The 20,527-nt window shown below is 73.8% G+C and carries 19 protein-coding genes; 8 read left to right on the top strand and 11 right to left on the bottom strand.

From position 1 onward, the window contains the following. Window positions 1-79 precede the first annotated feature (79 nt). Together C1708_RS14280 and C1708_RS14290 are read left to right on the top strand one after the other, a co-directional pair. On the top strand, window positions 80-565 hold the full coding sequence (locus C1708_RS14280; RefSeq protein WP_106413035.1) for a DUF4396 domain-containing protein: 486 nt from the start codon (window positions 80-82) through the stop codon (window positions 563-565). 439 nt (window positions 566-1,004) lie between these two features. Next, window positions 1,005-1,622 (top strand): VOC family protein, encoded by a 618-nt coding sequence (locus C1708_RS14290; RefSeq protein ID WP_106413037.1) that lies wholly within the window; start codon window positions 1,005-1,007, stop codon window positions 1,620-1,622. On the opposite strand, the gene C1708_RS14295 is transcribed toward C1708_RS14290, so the two are convergent. From C1708_RS14295 to C1708_RS14330, 8 genes are all read right to left on the bottom strand, one after another. Further along, window positions 1,616-3,523 (bottom strand): sigma-70 family RNA polymerase sigma factor, encoded by a 1,908-nt coding sequence (locus C1708_RS14295; RefSeq protein ID WP_241911252.1) that lies wholly within the window; start codon window positions 3,521-3,523, stop codon window positions 1,616-1,618. The genes C1708_RS14290 and C1708_RS14295 overlap by 7 nt on opposite strands. Window positions 3,524-3,614: 91 nt before the next feature. Beyond that, window positions 3,615-4,322 (bottom strand): AAA family ATPase, encoded by a 708-nt coding sequence (locus C1708_RS14300; protein ID WP_106413039.1) that lies wholly within the window; start codon window positions 4,320-4,322, stop codon window positions 3,615-3,617. A gap of 51 nt (window positions 4,323-4,373) precedes the next feature. Continuing rightward, a complete protein-coding gene (locus C1708_RS14305) occupies window positions 4,374-5,639 on the bottom strand; it encodes an ArgE/DapE family deacylase (protein WP_106413040.1) in 1,266 nt (421 codons plus the stop codon). A 163-nt stretch (window positions 5,640-5,802) separates the two neighbouring features. Then, window positions 5,803-7,254, bottom strand: a complete 1,452-nt coding sequence (locus C1708_RS14310; RefSeq protein ID WP_106413041.1) for a HAMP domain-containing sensor histidine kinase — start codon at window positions 7,252-7,254, stop codon at window positions 5,803-5,805. After that, complete coding sequence (locus C1708_RS14315; protein ID WP_106413042.1) at window positions 7,255-7,983, bottom strand: response regulator transcription factor; 729 nt, start codon at window positions 7,981-7,983, stop codon at window positions 7,255-7,257. Between the two features lie 56 nt (window positions 7,984-8,039). Next, window positions 8,040-8,795 carry a CE1759 family FMN reductase gene (locus C1708_RS14320; protein WP_106413043.1) on the bottom strand — a complete coding sequence of 252 codons (756 nt, stop codon included), beginning with the start codon at window positions 8,793-8,795 and terminating at the stop codon, window positions 8,040-8,042. Next, entirely contained in the window at window positions 8,792-9,901 is a 1,110-nt protein-coding gene (locus C1708_RS14325) for an LLM class flavin-dependent oxidoreductase (RefSeq protein WP_106413044.1), read from the bottom strand. Before C1708_RS14325 ends, C1708_RS14320 begins: the two co-directional genes overlap by 4 nt. Window positions 9,902-10,048: 147 nt before the next feature. After that, window positions 10,049-10,501 carry a MarR family winged helix-turn-helix transcriptional regulator gene (locus tag C1708_RS14330; RefSeq protein ID WP_106413045.1) on the bottom strand — a complete coding sequence of 151 codons (453 nt, stop codon included), beginning with the start codon at window positions 10,499-10,501 and terminating at the stop codon, window positions 10,049-10,051. 154 nt (window positions 10,502-10,655) lie between these two features. Here C1708_RS14330 and C1708_RS14335 point away from each other — a divergent pair, with 154 nt between their 5' ends. The 3 genes from C1708_RS14335 to C1708_RS14345 all read left to right on the top strand — a co-directional run bounded on the left by C1708_RS14335 (window position 10,656) and on the right by C1708_RS14345 (window position 12,659). Next, a complete protein-coding gene (locus tag C1708_RS14335; protein ID WP_106413046.1) occupies window positions 10,656-10,991 on the top strand; it encodes a YnfA family protein in 336 nt (111 codons plus the stop codon). A 141-nt stretch (window positions 10,992-11,132) separates the two neighbouring features. Continuing rightward, window positions 11,133-11,912, top strand: a complete 780-nt coding sequence (locus C1708_RS14340) for an SDR family NAD(P)-dependent oxidoreductase (protein ID WP_106416300.1) — start codon at window positions 11,133-11,135, stop codon at window positions 11,910-11,912. A gap of 183 nt (window positions 11,913-12,095) precedes the next feature. Next, window positions 12,096-12,659, top strand: coding sequence for a dihydrofolate reductase family protein (locus tag C1708_RS14345; protein ID WP_106413047.1), 564 nt, complete (start codon window positions 12,096-12,098; stop codon window positions 12,657-12,659). Window positions 12,660-12,674: 15 nt separating this feature from the next. On the opposite strand, the gene C1708_RS14350 is transcribed toward C1708_RS14345, so the two are convergent. Beyond that, on the bottom strand, window positions 12,675-13,868 hold the full coding sequence (locus tag C1708_RS14350; RefSeq protein WP_106413048.1) for an RtcB family protein: 1,194 nt from the start codon (window positions 13,866-13,868) through the stop codon (window positions 12,675-12,677). A gap of 216 nt (window positions 13,869-14,084) precedes the next feature. On the opposite strand from C1708_RS14350, the gene C1708_RS14355 reads away from it, so the two are divergent. From C1708_RS14355 to C1708_RS14365, 3 genes are all read left to right on the top strand, one after another. Beyond that, window positions 14,085-14,906, top strand: a complete 822-nt coding sequence (locus C1708_RS14355; protein ID WP_106413049.1) for a hypothetical protein — start codon at window positions 14,085-14,087, stop codon at window positions 14,904-14,906. A gap of 133 nt (window positions 14,907-15,039) precedes the next feature. Continuing rightward, window positions 15,040-15,867, top strand: a complete 828-nt coding sequence (locus C1708_RS14360) for a DUF3558 family protein (RefSeq protein ID WP_241911253.1) — start codon at window positions 15,040-15,042, stop codon at window positions 15,865-15,867. 115 nt (window positions 15,868-15,982) lie between these two features. Further along, window positions 15,983-17,272 (top strand): DUF2637 domain-containing protein, encoded by a 1,290-nt coding sequence (locus tag C1708_RS14365; RefSeq protein ID WP_106416301.1) that lies wholly within the window; start codon window positions 15,983-15,985, stop codon window positions 17,270-17,272. Window positions 17,273-17,357: 85 nt separating this feature from the next. Here the strand turns inward: C1708_RS14365 and C1708_RS14370 are convergent, their stop codons facing one another. Both C1708_RS14370 and C1708_RS14375 read right to left on the bottom strand, forming a co-directional pair. Continuing rightward, the gene (locus tag C1708_RS14370) at window positions 17,358-19,562 is read right to left on the bottom strand and encodes a trypsin-like serine protease (protein WP_106413051.1); all 2,205 of its coding nucleotides are present in this window, start codon (window positions 19,560-19,562) and stop codon (window positions 17,358-17,360) included. A gap of 157 nt (window positions 19,563-19,719) precedes the next feature. Then, the gene (locus C1708_RS14375; protein WP_106413052.1) at window positions 19,720-20,226 is read right to left on the bottom strand and encodes a hypothetical protein; all 507 of its coding nucleotides are present in this window, start codon (window positions 20,224-20,226) and stop codon (window positions 19,720-19,722) included. Window positions 20,227-20,527 lie beyond the last annotated feature (301 nt).

Below are 20,527 nucleotides of genomic sequence, written 5' to 3' on the forward strand. Positions count from 1 at the left end.
AATACCCCCAGGGGGTATATGGTTACGGCAGGCGTGGGGACGCACCGTCCCCGTGGCGCTTCGAAGGGGGATGAGGTCCATGGACCACGCCCTGCACCACCACACCGGCCCCGCACACGGCGCCGCGCCCGGCGCGACCTGGTCGACGGCGGTACGGGCGACACTGCACTGCCTGCTCGGCTGCGCCGTCGGCGAGATCCTCGGCATGGTCATCGGCACGTCCCTGATGTGGGGCAACGCGCCGACGATGATCCTGGCCATCGCCCTGGCCTTCGTCTTCGGCTACTCCTTCACCCTCTTCGCCGTGGTGCGCGCCGGAGTGTCGCCGAAGGACGCCGTGAAGGTCGCGCTGGCCGCCGACACCGTCTCCATCGCGGTGATGGAGCTGGTCGACAACGGCATCATCGCGCTCACCCCGGGCGCGATGGACGCGCACCTGTCCGAGGGCCTGTTCTGGTACGCCCTGCTCGGCGGCTTCGCCGTCGCCTTCCTGGTCACCACCCCGGTCAACAAGTGGATGATCGGCCGGGGCAAGGGCCACGCGGTGGTCCACGCCCACCACTGACCCCGCCCCGGCACGCCGGTCGGCTCCCGCCCGGCCCGCAGGCGGACGGGGGCACCGGGTGAACGGGGACACCGGGCCCCGCGCGCACGGGAGAAGGCCGAACGCGGGCGGAGGACGAAGCGGGCGGACCAGCCGTGTCGGGGCCGGCGAAGCCCCCGGCGAAGGCCGCAGGCCGCAGTCCGCAGGAGAGCGCGTGCGCATGTCCGTGCCGGATGGTGTCGGTGGCCGCCTTCGACTGGCACCCGACCGCCCCGGAGACGCTGCGGCGGACGCCGCTCGGGGAGACCGTCGTCATGCCGGTCCGTCGCCTGTGCGGTCGCCACCTCCACAAGCCGCCCAGCGGCGAGTTCACCGGCAGTCGCCGGCGGCGCGGCGCCGCCCCGGGACCGGTCAGTTTCCGAGAAGCACCGGCGGCCGGGGCGGCCCTACCGTCGACCGCATGAACTCCATCGACTCCGTCACGCTGGAGGTGGCCGACCCCACGGCCGCCGCGCGCTTCTACTCCGACGCCTTCGGCCTGGACCGGGAGCGGGTGCGCCTCGGCGAGTCCGCCGAGCCCACGAGCGGCTTCCGCGGCTTCACCCTGTCGCTGGTCACGTCCCGGCCCGGTGACGTCGACGCGCTGCACCGCGCCGCCCTCGACGCGGGCGCCACGGAGCTGAAGCCCGCCGAGAAGTCCCTGTGGGGCTACGGCGGTGTCGTCCAGGCCCCCGACGGCACGGTCTGGCAACTGGTGACGTCGTCGAAGAAGGACACCGGTCCGGTCACCCGGACGATCGACGAGATCGTGCTGCTGCTCGGCGTCGAGGACGTGAAGGCGACCAAGCGGTTCTACGTCGGGCGCGGCCTCACCGTCGGCAAGAGCTTCGGCGGCCGGTACGTCGAGTTCGCCGGCGGCCCCGGCACCGTGAAGCTGTCGCTGTACAAGCGCCGGGCGCTGGCGAAGGTCGCGGGCGTCCCCGCCGACGGCGCCGGCTCCCACCGCGTCGTCCTCGGCAGCGGGGCCGGCCCCTTCACCGACCCGGACGGCTTCGTCTGCGAGGCGTCCGGTCAGTAGCCGAAGACCTGGGTCCAGGTCCAGTCGCTGCTGACCACGCCGACGCCCAGGCTGGTCAGCGAGCAGTTCAGGATGTTGGCGCGGTGTCCGGGCGAGTTCATCCAGGCGTCCATGACGCTCGCGGCGGAGCTCTGGCCCCGGGCGATGTTCTCGGCGCCCGGACTCGGGTGTCCCTGGGCCCGGGCGCGGTCCACGAAACTGCTGCCGTCGCGGCCGGTGTGGGAGAAGTAGCCGTTGGCGGACATGTCCTGGCTGTGCGCCTGGGCCGCCCTGGCGAGCCGGTCGTCGAGTTCCACGGGGGCGCAGCCCGCCTGCGCCCGCTGTGCGTTGGTCAGGGCCAGCACCTGGGCGGCGGGGCCGGCGGGCGGGGCCGGCGGGTCCGGTTCCCGCTTCGGCTCCGCGGGCTGCCGCGGGGGCGTCGACGTGGTCCGGGCGGGTTCGGGACGCGCCTCGGACTTCGTGGGGCGGGGGGTGACGGAGGGCTTCGGCGTGCGGGACGCCTCGGCGGACGGCGTGGCCCGTGCGGACCGGGACGCCGAGGCGGTGGCGGCGGGCGGGGCGGACGCCGCGGCGCTGGGCGGGGCGGACGCCGGGCCGCTCGTCGGCGCCGCCCGCACCCGGTCCGCGCCGTCGTCCGGCGTGAGTATCGTGAGGCCCACTATCACCCCTCCGGTGACCAGCAGCACCGCGGCCGCGGCGGCGACGGCCCGGCCGTGCCGCCTCCGCTCCCGGCTCCGCACGCGACGGCTCCTGCGGTGTCCGGCCACCACGTCCGTCGCTCCCGGGCCGCCGTGCCCCTCCACCGGGCCGGGCTCCCCGTCACCACGCGAGCCCTCCGGCGCACCGGGCGCCGCCGCCATGCCGCCGAAGCCCTCGTCCTGCCCCGCCGCCGCCGCACCGCCGGACCGGCCCTGGGGCCACGGCGCCGCCGCACCGTCCGACTGACCCCGGGGCCACGAACCCACCGCACCGTCCGGCCGGCCTTGGGACCACGGCGCCGCCGTCCCCTCGGGCCCGGGTGTCGCCGTCGGTTCTCCGGCGAAGGCGGCCGGTGACGCCTCCGCGGTCCTCGCGCCGTAGGCGGTGAGCACGGCGGCAGCCGCGAGCAGGCCCGCGCCCGCCGGGACCAGGCCCAGCCCGACGAGCAGGCCCTCCGCCGGGACCAGGCCGGACTGGAAGCCCGCGCAGACCGTGCAGTCCCGGGCGTGACGGGCGATCCGCTTGCGCCACAGGGCCGAGGGGGTCAGGTCCCAGCCCGCCACCACGTCGTCCAGCAGGACGCAGCGCGGACGGGCGGACAGCGCCCGCACCACCAGGCGTGCCGTCTCCAGCTGGGCCTTCATCCGCTGGACGCGCACCGCCGCGTGCTGCGGTGACAGCTCCAGTGCGGCCGCCACCTCCGCCCGCGTCAGCTCGCCCGCCGCTTCCAGCCACCACAGGGACAGCAGCGCCTGGTCGTCGGGGTTCAGCCAGCGGGTGGCCTCGGCGACCTCCCGCCGCTGTCCCTCCAGTCCCAGCCGCACGATCGTCAGGTCGACGAAGTCGGCGCCCGGGTCGGCGAGTTCCCGGGCGTCGTGCAGCCCCGAGCGGGGCGGCTCCGTACGGTGGTCGCGCCAGTGGTGGCGGAGCTGGTTCATGGTGACGGCGACCAGCCAGGACCTGAAACGTGCCGGGTCGTCCAGCGAGCCCAGGGAGCCGAGGACGCGCAGCATGGTCTCCTGCACCACGTCGTCGACGTCGGGGTGCCCGTTGAGGGCGCGGCCGACGATGTTGTAGACCAACGGCAGGCAGGCGGCGACCAGTTCGTCCTGGGCGCGCTGGTCACCGCGCCGTGCCGCCTCGACCGTCCCGCGGCTCGGGCCGCCGCCCCGTCCCCTGCCGGGTGTTGTGCTCGCTGCCACGCTCGTCCACGCTCCTTCTCGGTCCCGGACCGGACTGCCCGTCATGACAGGAGAGCCGCCGCCCGGGGCGGGATAACGGAAAGTCCGTGGATCAGTCCAGGACGTGCCGCAGGTACGCCGCCGGGTCGGCGAGGTAGCGGCGCCAGTGGTCGACCAGGGCGAGGTCCTGCCAGGCGGTGCGCCGGATGCCGTGGTCGCCGACCTCGACGATGTCCGCGCCGGGCAGGGCGGTCAGCAGCGGGGAGTGGGTGGCGCACACGACCTGCGCGCCGGCGCTCGTCAACTGGTGGATGTGACCGAGCAGTTCGAGGCACGAGGAGAAGGACAGGGCGGCTTCGGGCTCGTCCATGACGTACAGCCCGGGGCGCAGGAACTTGTTCCGGAACGCCGCGAGGAAGCCCTCGCCGTGGCTGCGCTCGTCCGGCGCGAGGCCCTCCCGGTCCAGCGCGTCCAGGGCGGTCTCGGCGCGGAGGAAGAAGCCCTGGCGGGCGGACCAGGAGGCGAGCATCCGGCGGCCGCGGGGGGCCGCGTCGAAGCGGATGCGCTCGCCCAGGACCGACTTGGCGCGGTGGCTGGCGTACCGCCACTCGTGCGAGCCGCCCCAGGGGTCCAGGCCGAAGCCCTCGGCGAGCGCCTCGACCAGGGTCGACTTGCCGGAGCCGTTCTCCCCGACGACGAAGGTCACCGGGGCGGTGAACCGCAGGCCGTCGTCGAGGAGCGCGCGGACGCACGGGACCGACCAGGGCCACTCCCCCGCGTCGTACGCATCCACATGGGCGTACGCACGTTCGATGATCACGGGGTCGAGTCTGTCACGGCGCGGTCCGGCGGGCGGCCCGCCCCCGCCCGCTCACTTCGTGCCCACCGTCCGCAGCACCGTCAGCACCAGGGTCCGCGCCGCCTCCACCACCTCCCGCACGCTGACGTGCTCCCGTGCGCTGTGGGCCACGGCGATGTCGCCCGGACCGTACTGCAGGGCCGGTATCCCGGCGCCGGTGTAGTGCCGCAGGTCGCTGCCGTACGTGGCCCCCCGCCGCCGGGGCGCGGGTCCGCCCGTCGCGTCGGCGTGCGCGGCGCCGACCGCGTCCGCGAGGGGGTGCCCCTCGGGCAGCATGCCGCTCGCGAACTGTCCGCCCGGCCAGGTCACCGTGGCCGGACGGTCGCGCAGCCAGGGGTCGGCGGCGCACGCCTCGGCCACGCACCGCTCCAGCGCGGCGCGCGCGTCCGCCGGGTCCTCGCCGAGCCGCACGCCGAACCTGCCCTCGGCGACCAGCAGATCGGGCACGCTGCTGGCCCAGTCCCCGGCCCGCAGCGTGCCCACCGACAGGCCGTAGGGGATCGGGTACTCGGCGAGCAGCGGGTCCGGGTCCCGGTTCCGCTCCTCCTCCAGCGCGGCCAGCGCCCGGTGCAGCGGCAGGTAGGCGTCCACGGCGCTGACGCCCTTCTCCCGCGCGCTGCCGTGCGCGGCCCGTCCGGGCACGGCGATCCGGAACGTCAGCGCGCCCGCGTTGGCGGTGATCAGGGTGCCGGCGGTGGGTTCGGCGATGACGCAGGCGTCACCGGTGTGACCGCGCCGCAGCGTGCCGAACGCGCCGATGCCGCCGTCCTCCTCGCCGACCACGCAGTGCACGGCGACCCGGCCGCGCAGCCGTGTCCCGGCCGCCCGTATCGCGGCGAGCGCGGCGAGGTGCGCCGCGAGTCCGGCCTTCATGTCGCACGCCCCGCGCCCGTGCACCAGGTCCCCCGTCACCCGCGGCACGAACGGGTCCCCGTCCCACGCGGCCAGGTCCCCCGGCGGTACGACGTCGACGTGGCCCTGGAGGATCAGCGTCGGCCCGTCGCCCCCGTCGGGCGTGGTGCCGACCAGCCCCCACGCCTCCTCGCGCGGCGCCTCCGTGCCGGGGAAGTCCGGCTCGGCGCGCAGCGCGGGCAGGTCCATCGGCCACAGGTCCACGTCCAGCCCCAGCCACTCCAGCCGCCCCGCGAGCTGGTGCTGCAGCTCGGACTCGGCGGCGCTCCCCGTGACGCTCGGCACGGAGATCAGCTCCATCAGCGTCCGCGCCGTCGCCGCCGCGTCGACCGCCGCCAGCGCCGCGGCCTCCTCATCGCTCAGCATGCCGTCCCTCCCCTCACCCCCGGGGACGACACGGCACCGCCCCCGCATCCATACCTGCACCGGCCTCCGAGGGGCTACGCCTCCGAGGGGCGGCGCACCGGGCCGTCCACGATGCCGGAGGACACGCGGGCGCCCCCGGCCGGCGGGCCGCGCCGCGAACCGGCTACGCCTCCGCGTCGTCCCGTTCCGCCACCGCCCCGGCCACCGTGAAGCCGGTGACCGTGCCGCCGCCCTCGCGGCGGAAGGCGTACGGGGCGCCGCCGTGGGCGAGGGCGATCTCGCGGACGATGGAGAGGCCGAGGCCCGAACCGGGCAGGGACCGTGCGTCGGCGGCGCGGTAGAAGCGGTCGAAGACGCGGGTCAGGTCGTCGTCGGCGATGCCCGGCCCCCGGTCGCGCACCTCCACCCGTACCGTGCCCGGCCGGGCCGGTCCCGCCACGTGGATCTCGACGGGCGCGCGGCCCTCCCGGTCGAACTTGACCGCGTTCTCCACCAGGTTGGACAGCGCCCGGGTGAGCATCCCGGGCCGCCCGTGGGTCGTGGTGTCCCCGCTCGCGCGGACCACGATCTCCCGTCCCGTGCGCCGCCGGGCGAGGCCCGCCACGTCCTCGGCGACGTCCGTGAGGTCGATCCGCCGCGGCGGCTCCGTGTCGGACTGCCCGGCCGCGAGATCGACCAGCTCGTTGACCAGGTCGGTCAGCTCCCGCGCCTCCTGGGCGAGGTCGGTGACCAGCTCCTCGCGGCTGTCCGGCGGGAGTTCGTCGATGCGGCGCAGCAGCGAGATGTTGGTGCGCAGCGAGGTGAGCGGGGTGCGCAGCTCGTGCCCGGCGTCCTGGACCAGCCGGCGCTGGTCCTCCTCGGACTGGGCGAGCCGGCCCAGCATCCGGTCGAAGGCGCGGCCGAGCCGCCCCACCTCGTCGTAGCCGGCGACCGGCACCTGGATGCCGAGACGGCGGGTGCGGGCGACGGCCTCGGCGGTGTGGGTGAGCACCACCAGGCGGCGGGTGATGCGCCGGGCCAGCCACCAGCCGAACAGCCCGGCGGCGACCACCACGGCCGCCATGAGGAGGAACGTGCGCCGCTGCAGCGCGCGCAGCAGGTCCTCGGTGTCGCTGAACTCCTGCGCGACCTGCACCGCGCCCCTGCCGCCGCCGAGGGAGACGGTCGCGACCCGGTAGACGTCGTCGCCGACGTCCACCTCGGCGTGCACGACCACGCGCCCCGCGGCGGCGGCGCCCGCGATCCGGCGGTCGGCGTCCACCACGGGCAGTCCGGGGTCGCCCGGGTCGACGATCCCGCCGTCCGGCCCGAGCACCTGCACGTCGGTGCGGGCGGGACGCACCAGGTCGTGGCCGGGCGCGGCGGAGGAGAAGTCGTGCGGCGTCATCCGGTTCGCCCGGACCTCGCCGCTCAGGTCCCGCACCACCTCGTCGAACACGGACTGCTGGTCCACCCGCACCAGCCGCGCGGCCGCGTTGTACGACAGGAAGCCGACCAGCAGCGTGACGGTGGCGGTCACCGCCGCGAACGCCACGGCGAAGGTGGTGCCCAGCGACAGCAGGCGCAGCCGGTGACGCGGGACGGACGGTCCGTGCGCACCGCCGTCGGCGGCCACTCAGCCCTCCCGCAGGACGTAGCCCACCCCGCGCACCGTGTGGATGAGCTGCGGGGCGCCGGGCTCGTCGAGCTTGCGGCGCAGGTAGCCGACGTAGACGGCGAGGTTCTTGGAGCCGGGGCCGAAGTCGTAACCCCAGATGCGGTCGTAGACGGCGGAGTGCTCGAGGACCACGCCGGCGTTGCGGATCAGCAGTTCCAGCAGCTCGAACTCGGTGCGGGTCAGCTCCAGTTCGCGGTCGCCGCGCCAGACCCGGCGGGCCTGCGGGTCCATGCGCAGCCCGGCCGCCTCCAGGTGGCGCCCGGACGGCGCCGCCGCGGCTCCGGACTCCTGGGCGGCCCGCCCGGGCTCCGCGGGCACGGGGGCCGCGCGGCGCAGGAGGGCGCGGAGCCGGGCGAAGACCTCCTCGACGTCGAACGGCTTGACGACGTAGTCGTCGGCGCCCGCGTCCAGGCCGGCGATCCGGTCGGCGGTCTCCACCAGCGCGGTCAGTATCAGCACCGGGGTGCGGTCGCCCTCGGCGCGCAGCGCCCGGCACACCTGGAGTCCGTCGATGCCGGGCATCATCACGTCGAGGACCAGCACGTCGGGCCGGCTGCGGCGGGCCTGCGCGAGGGCCTCGACGCCGTCGGCGACGGCCGTGACGCGGTAGCCCTCCAGGGTCAGCGCGCGCTCCAGGGCGTTGCGGATGGCGCGGTCGTCTTCGGCGAGCAGAACGGTGTGCGGCACCCGCCCAGTGTGCCAACCCGGCGGGCCGCACGGCCCCCCGCTCGCTCACCCCGGTCTCACCCGCCGGGACGCAACGCGGCGAGCCGTTCCTCGAAGGGGGTCACGTCCTCGAACGAGTCCCGCTTGGGGAGGGGCGCGCCGCCGGCCGCCCCTTGCCGGGCCTCCGCCCCGCCCTGGCCTGCCGGTTCCCGGCCGGAGGAGACCTGCCGGGCCTCCGAGCCGCCAGGCGCTGCGTCCCGCCGGGGGCGGTCGGCCGGAGCCGCCTGTCGGGGCAGGGGCCGGGTCGCCGGCGTGGTGGCCGTCAGCGCGGCCAGTTCGGTCGCCGCCCGCGCGATGCGGGCGTTCAGTCCCTCCGCGCCCCAGTCCTCCGAGGCCGCGTAGACGCCGGTGGGGACGACGACCGCGCGGAGGTAGGAGAAGAGCGGGCGCAGCGCGTGGTCGAGGACCAGCGAGTGACGCACGCTGCCGCCCGTCGCCGCGATCAGTACCGGCGTGCCGGTCAGCGCCTCCGGGTCCGTGGCGCTCAGCGCGTCGAAGAAGGACTTGAACAGTCCGCTGTAGGACGCCGAGAACACCGGCGTGACCACGATCAGCGCGTCCGCCCCGGTCACCGCGTCGAACGCGTCCGACAGTCCCGGCCCGGGGAAGCCGTTCGTGAAGACGTGCGCGATCTCCACGGCGAGGTCCCGCAGCTCGATCACCCGGACGTCGGCCTGCCCGAGGCTCGCGGAGGCGGCCTCGGCGAGCCGGTCGCCCAGCAGCCGCGTGGACGACGGCACGCTCAGTCCGGCCGACACGACGACGACGCTCATGCCCGCGCCCCTTCCTCCTCGGCGGTGGCGGCCTTCCGCGCCGCGGCCAGCCGCGAGGCGTGGGTCGGCGCCTCCGGCACGTCCGCCGGCCGGTTCTTCGCGAACTCCTTCCGCAGCACCGGCACGACCTCCTCCCCGAGCAGGTCGAGCTGCTCCAGCACCGTCTTCAGCGGCAGGCCCGCGTGGTCCATCAGGAACAGCTGGCGCTGGTAGTCGCCGGCGTACTCGCGGAAGGACAGCGTCTTCTCGACGACCTGCTGCGGGGACCCCACGGTCAGCGGCGTCTGCGCGGTGAACTCCTCCAGCGAGGGCCCGTGCCCGTACACCGGCGCGACGTCGAAGTACGGCCGGAACTCCCGCACCGCGTCCTGCGAGTTCCTCCGCATGAACACCTGCCCGCCGAGCCCGACGATCGCCTGCTCGGGCGTGCCGTGCCCGTAGTGGGCGTACCGGGTCCGGTACAGCTCGACCATCCGCTTGGTGTGGTCGGCCGGCCAGAAGATGTTGTTGTGGAAGAAGCCGTCGCCGTAGTACGCGGCCTGCTCGGCGATCTCCGGCGAGCGGATGGACCCGTGCCAGACGAACGGCGGCACGCCGTCCAGCGGGCGGGGCGTGGAGGTGAACCCCTGGAGCGAGGTGCGGAAGCGTCCCTCCCAGTCGACGACGTCCTCGCGCCACAGCCGGTGCAGCAGGGCGTAGTTCTCGATGGCGAGGTTGATGCCCTGGCGGATGTCCTGGCCGAACCAGGGGTAGACCGGGCCGGTGTTGCCGCGGCCCATCATCAGGTCCACCCGGCCGTCGGCCAGGTGCTGCAGCATCGCGTAGTCCTCGGCGATCTTCACCGGGTCGTTGGTGGTGATCAGCGTGGTGGAGGTGGACAGCAGCAGCCGCTCGGTGCGGGCCGCGATGTAGCCGAGCATGGTGGTCGGCGAGGACGGCACGAACGGCGGGTTGTGGTGCTCCCCGGTCGCGAACACGTCCAGGCCCACTTCCTCGGCCTTCAGCGCGATGGCGACCATGGCCTTGATCCGCTCGCGCTCGGTCGGCGTGCGCCCCGTCGTCGGGTCGGGGGTGACGTCCCCGACGCTGAAGATCCCGAACTGCATGGCCGCTCACCTTCCAGTTTGTTGACGGTTCAACTATACCTCTGGAACGGCCCTCCGCCCCGCCCTATTCCGCCCCTACGGAAACAGCCCCGCACCCCCGCGTGTCCACGTACCCACGACCCCACGTACCCACGGCCCCACGCCCCCCTACGGCGCCGGCTCCCCCGCCCGCAGCCGGGCCGCCTGCTCGGCGCCGTACTCCGTGGTGCGCCGCAGGTGCTCGACGAACAGCTCCAGCTCGCCGTCGTCCAGGTCGTCGAAGAGCGCGAACCAGCCACCCCCGACCCGCTCCCACACCCGCGCCACCTCGACGGTCCGCTCCGGCACCGGCGCGACCAGCACCAGCCGCCGGTCGCCCGCGTCCCGCTCCCGGACCACGTACCCCGCCCGCTCCAGCCGGTCCACCAGCCGCGTCGCCGAGCCGGTGGTCAGCCCGGTCAGCTCCGCGATCCGCCCGGTCGTCACCGGGCCGGGCTCCAGGGTGAGCAGGTTCAGGCACTGCAGGTCGGTCGGGTGCAGCCCCAGCCGGTCGGCGAGCGCCTGGTTGAACAGCGCGTACGACGCCATGTACCGCCGCGCCACCACGGCCAGCTCGGCCATCAGCCGTGACCGCTTCTCCCCCGGCGGCCCCGCCGTCGTCGCACCCCTGACCCGTCCGTCCGCTGCGTCCGTCACGGGGGCATGTATCCCCGGACCGCACCGCCGCAGGCGCCCTCCAACAGGTGACACGGGCGGCCCGTGCGAAGCTGCGGGCATGCTGATCCTCCGCTCCGCCGCCCTGTTCGTCCTCGCCGCGATCCTGGAGATCGGCGGCGCGTGGCTGGTCTGGCAGGGCGTCCGCGAACACCGCGGCTGGATGTGGGCGGCCGGCGGGGTCCTCGCCCTCGGCGCGTACGGCTTCGTGGCCACCTTCCAGCCCGACGCCCACTTCGGCCGGGTGCTCGCCGCGTACGGCGGCATCTTCGTCGCCGGGTCGATCCTGTGGGGCGTGATCGCCGACGGCTACCGCCCGGACCGCTGGGACACCGCCGGCGCGCTGGTCTGCCTCGCCGGCATGGCCCTCATCATGTGGGCCCCGCGCAACGGCTGACGCGGACCTCCGAGGGCCCGCCCGGCCTCCGCACGCCCCCGCCATATGCTGACCGGGCGCGGTCCGTCCCCCGCGGTGCGCGCCCGTGCCGACCGTCCGACACCCGACCGCCCCGCCACCGCCCGCCCCGAGGAGCAGCCCATGGCCACCGCCGTACCGCCCGCCGCGTCCCGCATCGCCGTCGTCACGGGGGCGAGCAGCGGGATCGGCGCCGCGACGGCGCGACGGCTGGCCGAGGCCGGCTACCGCGTCGTCCTCACCGCCCGCCGCGCGGACCGCATCGAGGCGCTCGCCGAGGAGCTGAACGCGGCCGGGCACTCGGCGACGGCGTACCCGCTGGACGTCACCGACCGCGCCGCCGTCGACGAGTTCGCCACCGCGTTCCGCACCGTCGGCGTGCTGGTCAACAACGCGGGCGGCGCCCTCGGCGCCGACCCGGTCGCCACCGGCGACCCGCAGGACTGGCGCACGATGTACGAGACCAACGTCATCGGCACCCTCAACCTCACCCAGGCCCTGCTGCCCAAGCTGGACGCGAGCGGCGACGGCACGGTCGTGGTGGTCTCCTCCACCGCCGGGCACGCCACCTACGAGGGCGGCGCGGGCTACGTCGCCGCCAAGCACGGCGCGCACGTCCTCGCCGAGACGCTGCGCCTGGAGATCGTCGGCCGCCCGGTGCGGGTGATCGAGATCGCGCCCGGGATGGTGAAGACCGAGGAGTTCGCCCTGACCCGGTTCGGCGGCGACGCGGAGAAGGCCGCCAAGGTGTACGAGGGGGTCGCCGAGCCCCTCACGGCGGACGACGTGGCCAACACCATCGCCTGGGCCGTGACCCGCCCGTCCCACGTCAACATCGACCTGCTGGTGGTCCGCCCGCGCGCCCAGGCGTCCAACTCCAAGGTGCACCGGGAAACACGATGACCACGGACGGCGGGACCACGGACGGCGAGCGGCGCCGCCTGGAGCTGGGGAAGAGGTGATGTACGCGATGTCGCACGCGAAGCAGGGGACTCCCGTAGGGGGATCTCGGCCACGGCGATGAGTTCCGCGGCGTCCGGCGGTCTTCCTGTCGGGACAGGACCCCGTGACCGAGGAGGACGTGCCATGCGCGCCGTGACCTATTCGATGAGCGTCTCGCTCGACGGCTACATCACCGGACCGGACGGCGGCATCGACTGGTCGACGCCGGACGACGGCGTCTTCCGCTTCTGGATCGACGAGATCCGGCAGGTCGGCGTCCATCTGCTCGGCCGGCGGCTGTACGAGACGATGCTCCACTGGGAGACCGCCGCCGACGACCCGTCGCTCGACGACGCGCAGCGCGAGTGGACCGAGCTGTGGAACCCGCTGCCCAAGGTGGTCTTCTCCCGCACGCTCACGGAGGTGCGGGGGGCCGCGCGGCTGGCCGCCGGCAGCCCGGCCGAGGAGATCGAGCGGCTGCGGGCGGAGCCGGGCGACGGAGAGATCGCGATCGGCGGCGCGGCGCTCGCCGCCGAGGCGGCCGCGGCGGGGCTGGTCGACGAGTACCGGACGATGGTCCACCCGGTGCTGGTGGGCGGGGGCACCCCGTACTTCCCCCGCGACGGGCGCCGCGTGGACCTCGAACTCGTCGAGACCCGCACCTTCGCGTCGAACATCGTGTACCTGCGCCACCGCGTGCGGAGGTGACCCCGCACGCGGCGCTCAGCCCTTCACGCAGACGACCTGCTTCAGCTTCGCGACGACCTCCACGAGGTCCCGCTGCTGGTCGATGACCTGCTCGATCGGCTTGTACGCGGCCGGGATCTCGTCGACCACACCGGAGTCCTTGCGGCACTCCACGCCCCGCGTCTGCTCCTCGAGGTCCTTCGCCGTGAACCGACGCTTCGCCGCGTTGCGGCTCATGCGGCGGCCGGCGCCGTGCGACGCGGAGTTGAAGGACGCCGCGTTCCCGAGGCCCTTCACGATGTACGAGCCCGTGCCCATCGAGCCCGGGATGATCCCGTACTCGCCGGAGCCCGCGCGGATCGCGCCCTTGCGGGTGACCAGCAGGTCCATGCCCTCGTAGCGCTCCTCGGCCACGTAGTTGTGGTGGGCGCTGATCTCCGGTTCGAAGGCGGGCCGGGCCTTCTTGAACTCCTTGCGGACCACGTCCTTCAGGAGCGCCATCATGATCGAGCGGTTGTACTTCGCGTACTCCTGCGCCCAGAACAGGTCGTTGCGGTAGGCCGCCATCTGCGGGGTGTCCGCGACGAAGACGGCGAGGTCGCGGTCGACCAGGCCCTGGTTGTGCGGGAGCTTCTGGGCGACGCCGATGTGGTGCTCGGCGAGCTCCTTGCCGATGTTGCGGGAACCGGAGTGCAGCATCAGCCAGACATATCCCTCCGTATCGGTGCATATTTCCACGAAGTGATTTCCCCCGCCGAGCGTGCCCATCTGCTTCGCGGCCCGCCCCTCACGGAACTTCACCGCGTCCGCGACCCCGCCGAAACGGCTCCAGAAGTCCTCCCACCCGCCGGCCGGGAAGCCGTGCAGGCGCCCCGGGTCGACGGGGTCGTCGTGCATGCCCCGGCCCACCGGAATGACCTGCTCGATGCGCGAGCGCAGCCGGGACAGGTCGCCGGGCAGGTCGTTCGCCGTCAGGGACGTCTTCACCGCGGACATGCCGCAGCCGATGTCGACGCCCACCGCCGCCGGGCACACCGCACCCCGCATCGCGATGACCGAACCGACCGTGGCGCCCTTGCCGTAGTGCACGTCCGGCATCACGGCCAGGCCCTTGATCCAGGGCAGGGTGGCGACGTTGCGCAGTTGCTGGAGCGCGCCCTCCTCCACCGTCGCCGGGTCCGTCCACATACGGATCGGCACCTTCGCACCCGGCAGTTCCACATACGCCATGACGTCCTCATTCCCCCGGAAAAACGAACAGAAGTCTCATAACGCAAAACCGGCGCCGAGGTCGGCGATAAGGGATGACGGACCGGCGTCCACGGCAGTGCGTGCGATACACATTGTCTGCGAACGGCTCCCCCCTGCGGCAAGCGATTAACCAGCGGGGACACTGGAAGGCCCGGCGGGCAGCGGCCCGCACCCACCGTCGAGAGGACCTGGACCGTGCAGCGGAAGGCGTACGGACCCGGCGTCGCCGTGCTCCTGGCGGCCGTACTGGCCGGCTGCACCGGCAGCTCGGACGACGGCGGGCGGACGGACGACTCCAACCCGGGCAGCGCCGGCGCGGCGAGCCAGGCGGCCCAGCCCGGCCGGTACGCCACCCTTCCGGAGCCCTGCGGCGCGGTCGACGACCGCACGTTGGAGGAACTCCTGCCCGGCCTCGGCGAGTTGGCGGACGAGCAGCAGCGGGAGAAGGCGTACGCGGGCGAGGCGACGCTCACCTACGACACCGACCGCAAGGTGGGCTGCCGCTGGAAGGTGGAGTCGCTCGCGGCGACCGACCGGCTGCTGGTCGACTTCGAACGGGTCGTCTCCTACGACCACGCGGTCAGCGACGACGCCCGGGCCGAGGAGCTGTTCGCGCGCAGGCGGACGGCGGCGCAGCTTCCCGAGCCGGCGGTGACGGGCTCCGGCTCCCCCTCCCCGTCCGGTTCGGGCACGACGGGTTCCGCGGACCCCAGCGGGTCCCCGGCGGCGCCCGGTTCGTCCTCGCCCACCGCGTCGCCCTCCGTCTCCCCGTCCGAGCTCCAGCCGCGGATCCTGGAGGACCTCGGCGACGAGGCGTTCCTCGACGACGCGCTCAGCAGCTCCGGTTCGACCGTCCAGGAGCGCACCGTCACTGTGGCGTTCCGCACGTCCAACGTCATCGTGACCATCGAGTACGCGGAGCAGCCGGTGACCGTCGGCGCCGTCCCGGACAGCAAGGAAATGCAGGACAGGGCACGGAAACTGGCCGCCGAGCTGTCCGACTCGCTGGGCGGCTGACCCTGCTTCACCGCCCTGTCACGCGCGCCGCGAAGCCCGCGAAGTACGGCCGTACGGGTGACGGGGCGCGTACCGTGACCCCTCGGACACCGTCCCGACCGCAGGGAACACGAGCGTCATGAGTGAAGGAACCATGCAGCGACGAGCACAGCGAGAGCAGCCCGAGCGAGCCAAGCGCCTGACCCGCGTCCTTGTCTGCGCGGCAGCCGTCCCCGTGATGCTGGTCGCCACCGGCTGCTCCTCGGACTCCGGCTCCGACGACGGCGGCGAGAAGGCCGCGAGCGCCTCCCCGTCGGCGAGCCCGTCCCCGACCGTGCAGGCGGCGGCGTACCGGACGCTGCCCGAGGCGTGCGACGTGCTGACGAAGAAGACCCTCAAGGACCTGGCGCCCAAGGCGAAGTCCGGCAAGGAGGGCAGCTCGGACGACGTGGCGTCGCGGGCCAGCTGCTCCTGGAGCAGCCTGGACAACAACGGGGTCGAGGGCTCGCAGTTCCGCTGGCTGAACGTGTCGCTGCTGCGCTTCGAGTCGGACACCACGCGTGGTCCGGGTGACGAGCTGGCCAAGGAGTACTACGACAAGCAGGTGCGCGAGGTCCGGGCGACGCAGGGCGCGAGGAGCCTGCGCGCGGAGGCGCTGACCGGCGCCGGGGACGAGGCGACCGCGGTGCGCTACGACCTGAAGAAGAAGGAAGGCACCTTCAGGCAGCAGACGGTCGTGGCGCGCGTGGAGAACGTGGTCGTCACCCTCGACTACAACGGCGCGGGCCTGGCGGGCGACGAGACGCCGGACGCCGACGATCTGATGGCGGACGCGAAGAAGGCCGCCAAGGAGGCCGTGCTGTCCGTGACGCGGGCGAACGGCCCGGGCGCGGCGAGCGGTTCACCGTCCGCGCCGGCGTCGGGCAAGCCGTCCGCACCGGCCTCCGGGGCGTCCTCGGCGTCGGCCTCCGGCGCGAGCTGAGCCTGCTGAAACAGATCCGGCCACCCGTTCTCCGTACACATGTGCCACTCTGTTGCGCGCAACAACACGCACTGGGAGGGGAGTACGGGTGGCCGCGCCACTGCAGCTGACACGGATGCACCGGGTTCTCATCGGCGTGGTCGTCACCGGTGCCGTCGTCATCGCCGGGATCGGCTTCGCCGGTTCGTACGCGGCGGTCCGTGAGCTGGCCCTGCAGAAGGGCTTCGGCGACTTCAGTTACGTCTTTCCGATCGGCATCGACGCGGGCATCTGCGTCCTGCTGGCGCTGGACCTGCTGCTGACGTGGATCCGCATCCCGTTCCCGCTGCTGCGGCAGACGGCGTGGCTGCTGACGGCGGCCACGATCGCCTTCAACGGCGCGGCGGCCTGGCCGGATCCGCTCGGTGTGGGCATGCACGGCGTGATCCCGGTGCTGTTCGTGGTCTCCGTGGAGGCCGCCCGGCACGCCATCGGCCGGATCGCCGACATCACCGCCGACAAGCACATGGAGGGCGTGCGGCTCACCCGGTGGCTGCTGTCGCCGGTGCCGACGTTCCTGCTGTGGCGGCGGATGAAGCTGTGGGAGCTGCGCTCCTACGAGCAGGTGATCAAGCTGGAGCAGGAGCGGCTGGTCTACCAGGCCCGCCTGCGCTCCCGCTTCGGCCGTTCCTGGCGCCGCAAGGCCCCGGTCGAGTCCCTGATGCCGCTGCGCCTCGCCAAGTACGGCGTCCCCCTCGCCGACACGGCCCCGGCGGGCCTGGCGGCGGCGGGCATCGAACCGGCCCTGATCCCCCCGGCGCCGGAACCCCCCGTGGCCGCGGGCAGTCGTGCCGCCGGGGCGGCACGGGTGGGCGACGGGGGTACCTCCCAGGCCGTTCAGGCACTGGGGGAGGCGCCTCCCGGCGAGCAGCGGCTGCAACTCGAGGGCAACCGGAACTCCGAGCAGCAGGAGGAAGCCCCCGGCAATCCCTGGCTGCACGCCCGCGACCCGCAGTCCGTCGAGTACCACGGCGACTACGACCCGACGTTCGACCCGGACGAGTACGCCCGCTGGATGGCCGAGCAGCGCCAGGCGGAACAGTACGAGGAGCAGTACCAGGAGGAGCCCCCGCTCCAGGAACCCGCCCCCGAGGAGACCGGCGCCTTCCCCATCCCGGTCGTCCCGGGCGGCCGCACCCGCGAGCTGGGCGAGGGCGGCGCCGCTCCCGGCGCGGAGCCGGACGAGGAGGCCTACTACCAGGTCTTCAAGAAGTCGATCAACGGCAGCTACCCGACGCCCCGTGAGTTCGGCGACAACGTGGAGGCCGAGTTCAGCCGGACCCTCCCGCCGGAGGAGGCCAAGCGCATGGTCACCCGCTTCACCAACCGCTTCAACGCGGAGCTGGAGGAGGACCACATCGCCTGACCGGCGGCCACGACGACGAGGGGGCGCCCGGTGTGCGCCGGGCGCCCCGTCGTGTTCGCGCCGTGCGGTGTGTGCCGCCGTCCTCCTAGCGGGCCGCGTGGCCGAAGGCGACGCCCGCCGAGGGCAGTCCGTCCTTGCCCGGCTGGTAGGTGGTGGCCGGGGTCCTGGTCCCGCTCACCACGTTGGACATCGGCAGGGCGTGCAGGGCCCCGTGGGTGAGCGGCCCGTCGGGCATGCCGACGTACAGCCGGCTGCCGGTGAAGTGGATGCTGGAGCCGACGCGCTGGTTGGCGCCCGGCGTGCCGGGGATGCCGCCCGAGTTGCCCGCCTCGAACCAGCGGTCGTCGGCGCCCGGGGAGCCCACCAGGGAGAACGTGGTGATGGCGCCGGCCTTCGCGGTGGTGCCGACGGCCTCGTCCGGGATGCCCACGGCCAGCCTCAGGTTCGCCGCGGTGCTGACCGCGCGGGGCGCGGTGCTGACGGCGGTGAGGGCCGCGCCGAACCGGTCACCGGCCTCGGAAGTGCCGCTGACGTCGTCGGTCGCGGTGCCCGAGTAGTAGCTGTGCGACTGGCTGTAGGTGCCGGCGGCGGTGATGCGGAAGCTCTGGGCCATGCCGGTGTCGGTCTTGTTCACGCCGTCGATGTCCAGGTCCTCGCCGGGCGAGCCGACGACGAGGATCGACTCGCCGGTGACGCCGGCCGACGGGCGGTAGGGCACCAGGGTCAGGGCCGCGGCGAACTGGTCGCCCGGCTCGGCGCCGCCGGAGACGGTGTCCAGGTCCTGGTCGAGCCCGAAGAGCGGGGTGGGGTTGCCGGCGTCCAGCCGGTGCGAGAAGACGGCCAGGTTGCCGGCGTCGGCGTCCGCACCGATGGTCTCGTTCGGCGCGCCGACGGCGATGTGGAAGGCGTCGGCCGCGACGGTGGAGCCGAAGCGGTCCCCGGTCTCCACGGCGCCCGGGACGTCGGGCTTGTCCTGGTGGATCGAGACGTTGGTGGTGCCGTGGAGGTAGAACGCCTGGCCCGCCTCGGCGACGCCGCCCAGCAGCTCGCCCGGCGCGCCCGCCACGGCGTACGGCTCGCCCTCGGCGGTGGTGCCGGCGGCCACGGCGTGGCCGAAGCGGTCGCCCTTCTCGGACGCGGAGGCGCCCAGGGAGCCGCCACCGCTGCCCTGCTCGTAGTGGGTGGCCTTCTGCGTGCCCGTCCCCATGCCGCCGGGGGCGCCGTGGAGGATGTCGACCATGCCCGCGTCGGCGGCGCCCCCGAGGTCCTCGCCGGGCGTGCCGACCACCAGGTCGGTGCAGCCGTCCTCGTTGAAGTCGGTGGTGTCGAGGGCCTCGGCGAAGTAGTCGCCGGCCTCGGAGCCGCCGGGGACCCAGTCGAGGTCCTGGGTGATCTCGGCGGTGCCCTTGCCGCCGCCGTACACGATCCGCACGAGGCCGGCGTTGGCGTCGCCGCCGACCGTGGCCTTCGGGTCGGCGACGGCGATGTCCTCGACGCCGTCGCAGTTGAAGTCGGTGAAGCGGGGAGCGCCGACCACGGAGTCCACCCAGGAGGCGAGGTCGTCGACGCGGGCGGCGATGCCGCCGGTGCCGGTCTGCTCCTCGTCGGTGCCCAGGCAGCCGCCCTGGTAGGACCGGCTGGCGAGCGCGACCAGCTGGTGGGCGCCGCCGGTGGTGCGAACCATCGGGCCGCCCGTGTCGCCCATGCACGCGGCGACGCCGTCCTGGCCGGTGACGGTGGCGGTGGTGCCGTCGGCCGAGTCCACGACGAAGGTACCGGTGTGCAGGTTCAGCGGGGCCCACTCGGTCGCCGTACGGCCGTAGCCGGCGAGTTTCAGCTGCTCGCCCGCGGCGGGCGCGGAGGCGGCCAGGGCGACGGGGGCGACGTCGCGGACCGGGCGGTTCAGCCGGGCCAGGACCACGTCGCGGTCGGTGCGGGGCACCAGCTGGACGACCTGCCGGACGGCGCCGCCGGTACCGCTGAGGTCGGCGCGGCCGATGGTCGCGGTGGTCTTCTTCGCGGGCTTGCCCGCGGGCACCGTGAGGCTCTGCGCCGGGTCGTCGGCGAAGCAGCTCACGGCGGTGAGCAGCCACTCGGGGTCGACCAGGACCCCGGAGCAGCCGCGGTCGTGGTCACCCACGATCAGCTGCGCGGCGTAGGCGTGGGTGGTGTCGCCGGAGGGGGCGGCGGGACCGGTGACGGCGAGGGCGGGCGCGGCGGTCAGGACCAGGGCTCCCGTGGTCAGCGCGGCTCCCAGTACGGCGGGGCGCACGGGTCTGGTACGTCGCATGAGGTTCATTCCTTGAGGTGGATCCGGCAGGGTCGGCGGGGCGCCACGCGAGCGCACCGGTCCGGCGGATCACCGCTGCCGCGTGCGTCCGCCCACGTCTCACTCCGCTCCCGGACGGGAGGGGAGTCGGTGCGTGCTCCGGTGGCGTCCGCCGGAGTTACGCGCTGGTACGGATTTCGACGAGGATGTGGCTCCGACCGCTCGGGTCGATGGACGCGCCGACGGGCTCGAACGAGTTCTCCGGCACCGTCACTTCCTGCACCGTCTCGTCCGGGGCCCGGAGGGTCACATCGGTGTCCACACCCGCGGCGCCCTTCATCCCGTAGACGGACGGGATCTCGAGGCTGAGGTAGCCGGAGGTCCCGGTGACGCTGAAGCAGACGAGCCGGTTGGCGTGCGTGTACACCTCCAGCAGCCCGGTCCGGCTGCCGCAGGTGGCGAGGGTGATGTGACCGTCACCCCGTTTGAGCACGATTCCCTGCTCTTCCTTGATCTTGTCGGCCTGCGGGTAGTTGAAGTCCTCCACCGCGTAGCCCGGTTGTTCGCCGGCGACCGAGGCGACGGCCGACGCGTCGCGCGGTCCGGCGAGTCCGGTGGCGATCACGGTCACCACACAGGCGGCGGCAACCGCACCGGTGGCGATGATCCTTCGTGCAAGGTTCACGCAAGTCCCCCCTGCGCATCGTGAGTTGATTCCGCACGGTCCCGGCAGGTGGTTCTCACCGCGACGGGTCCGGACGGAAGAGCCGCCGAATTCAAACACATGTTCGCTTCAACTGCACGCGCAAAGTGGCTTATTCACAGCCAAATGGCTCGAACGCAGCGTGTGCGTCTTCTCACTGGATCGTTCCAACCACAGCCGGTGGCCCAAACCTCACTCCTTGCGTACTCTCACGTCCGCTCACTTCCACACCTTCTCCAGCCCCTTGCCGCACGCTGTCCGCAACCCTCCTACCTGACAGGTC

This window comes from Streptomyces sp. DH-12 (genome assembly GCF_002899455.1).
Lineage (GTDB): Bacteria > Actinomycetota > Actinomycetes > Streptomycetales > Streptomycetaceae > Streptomyces.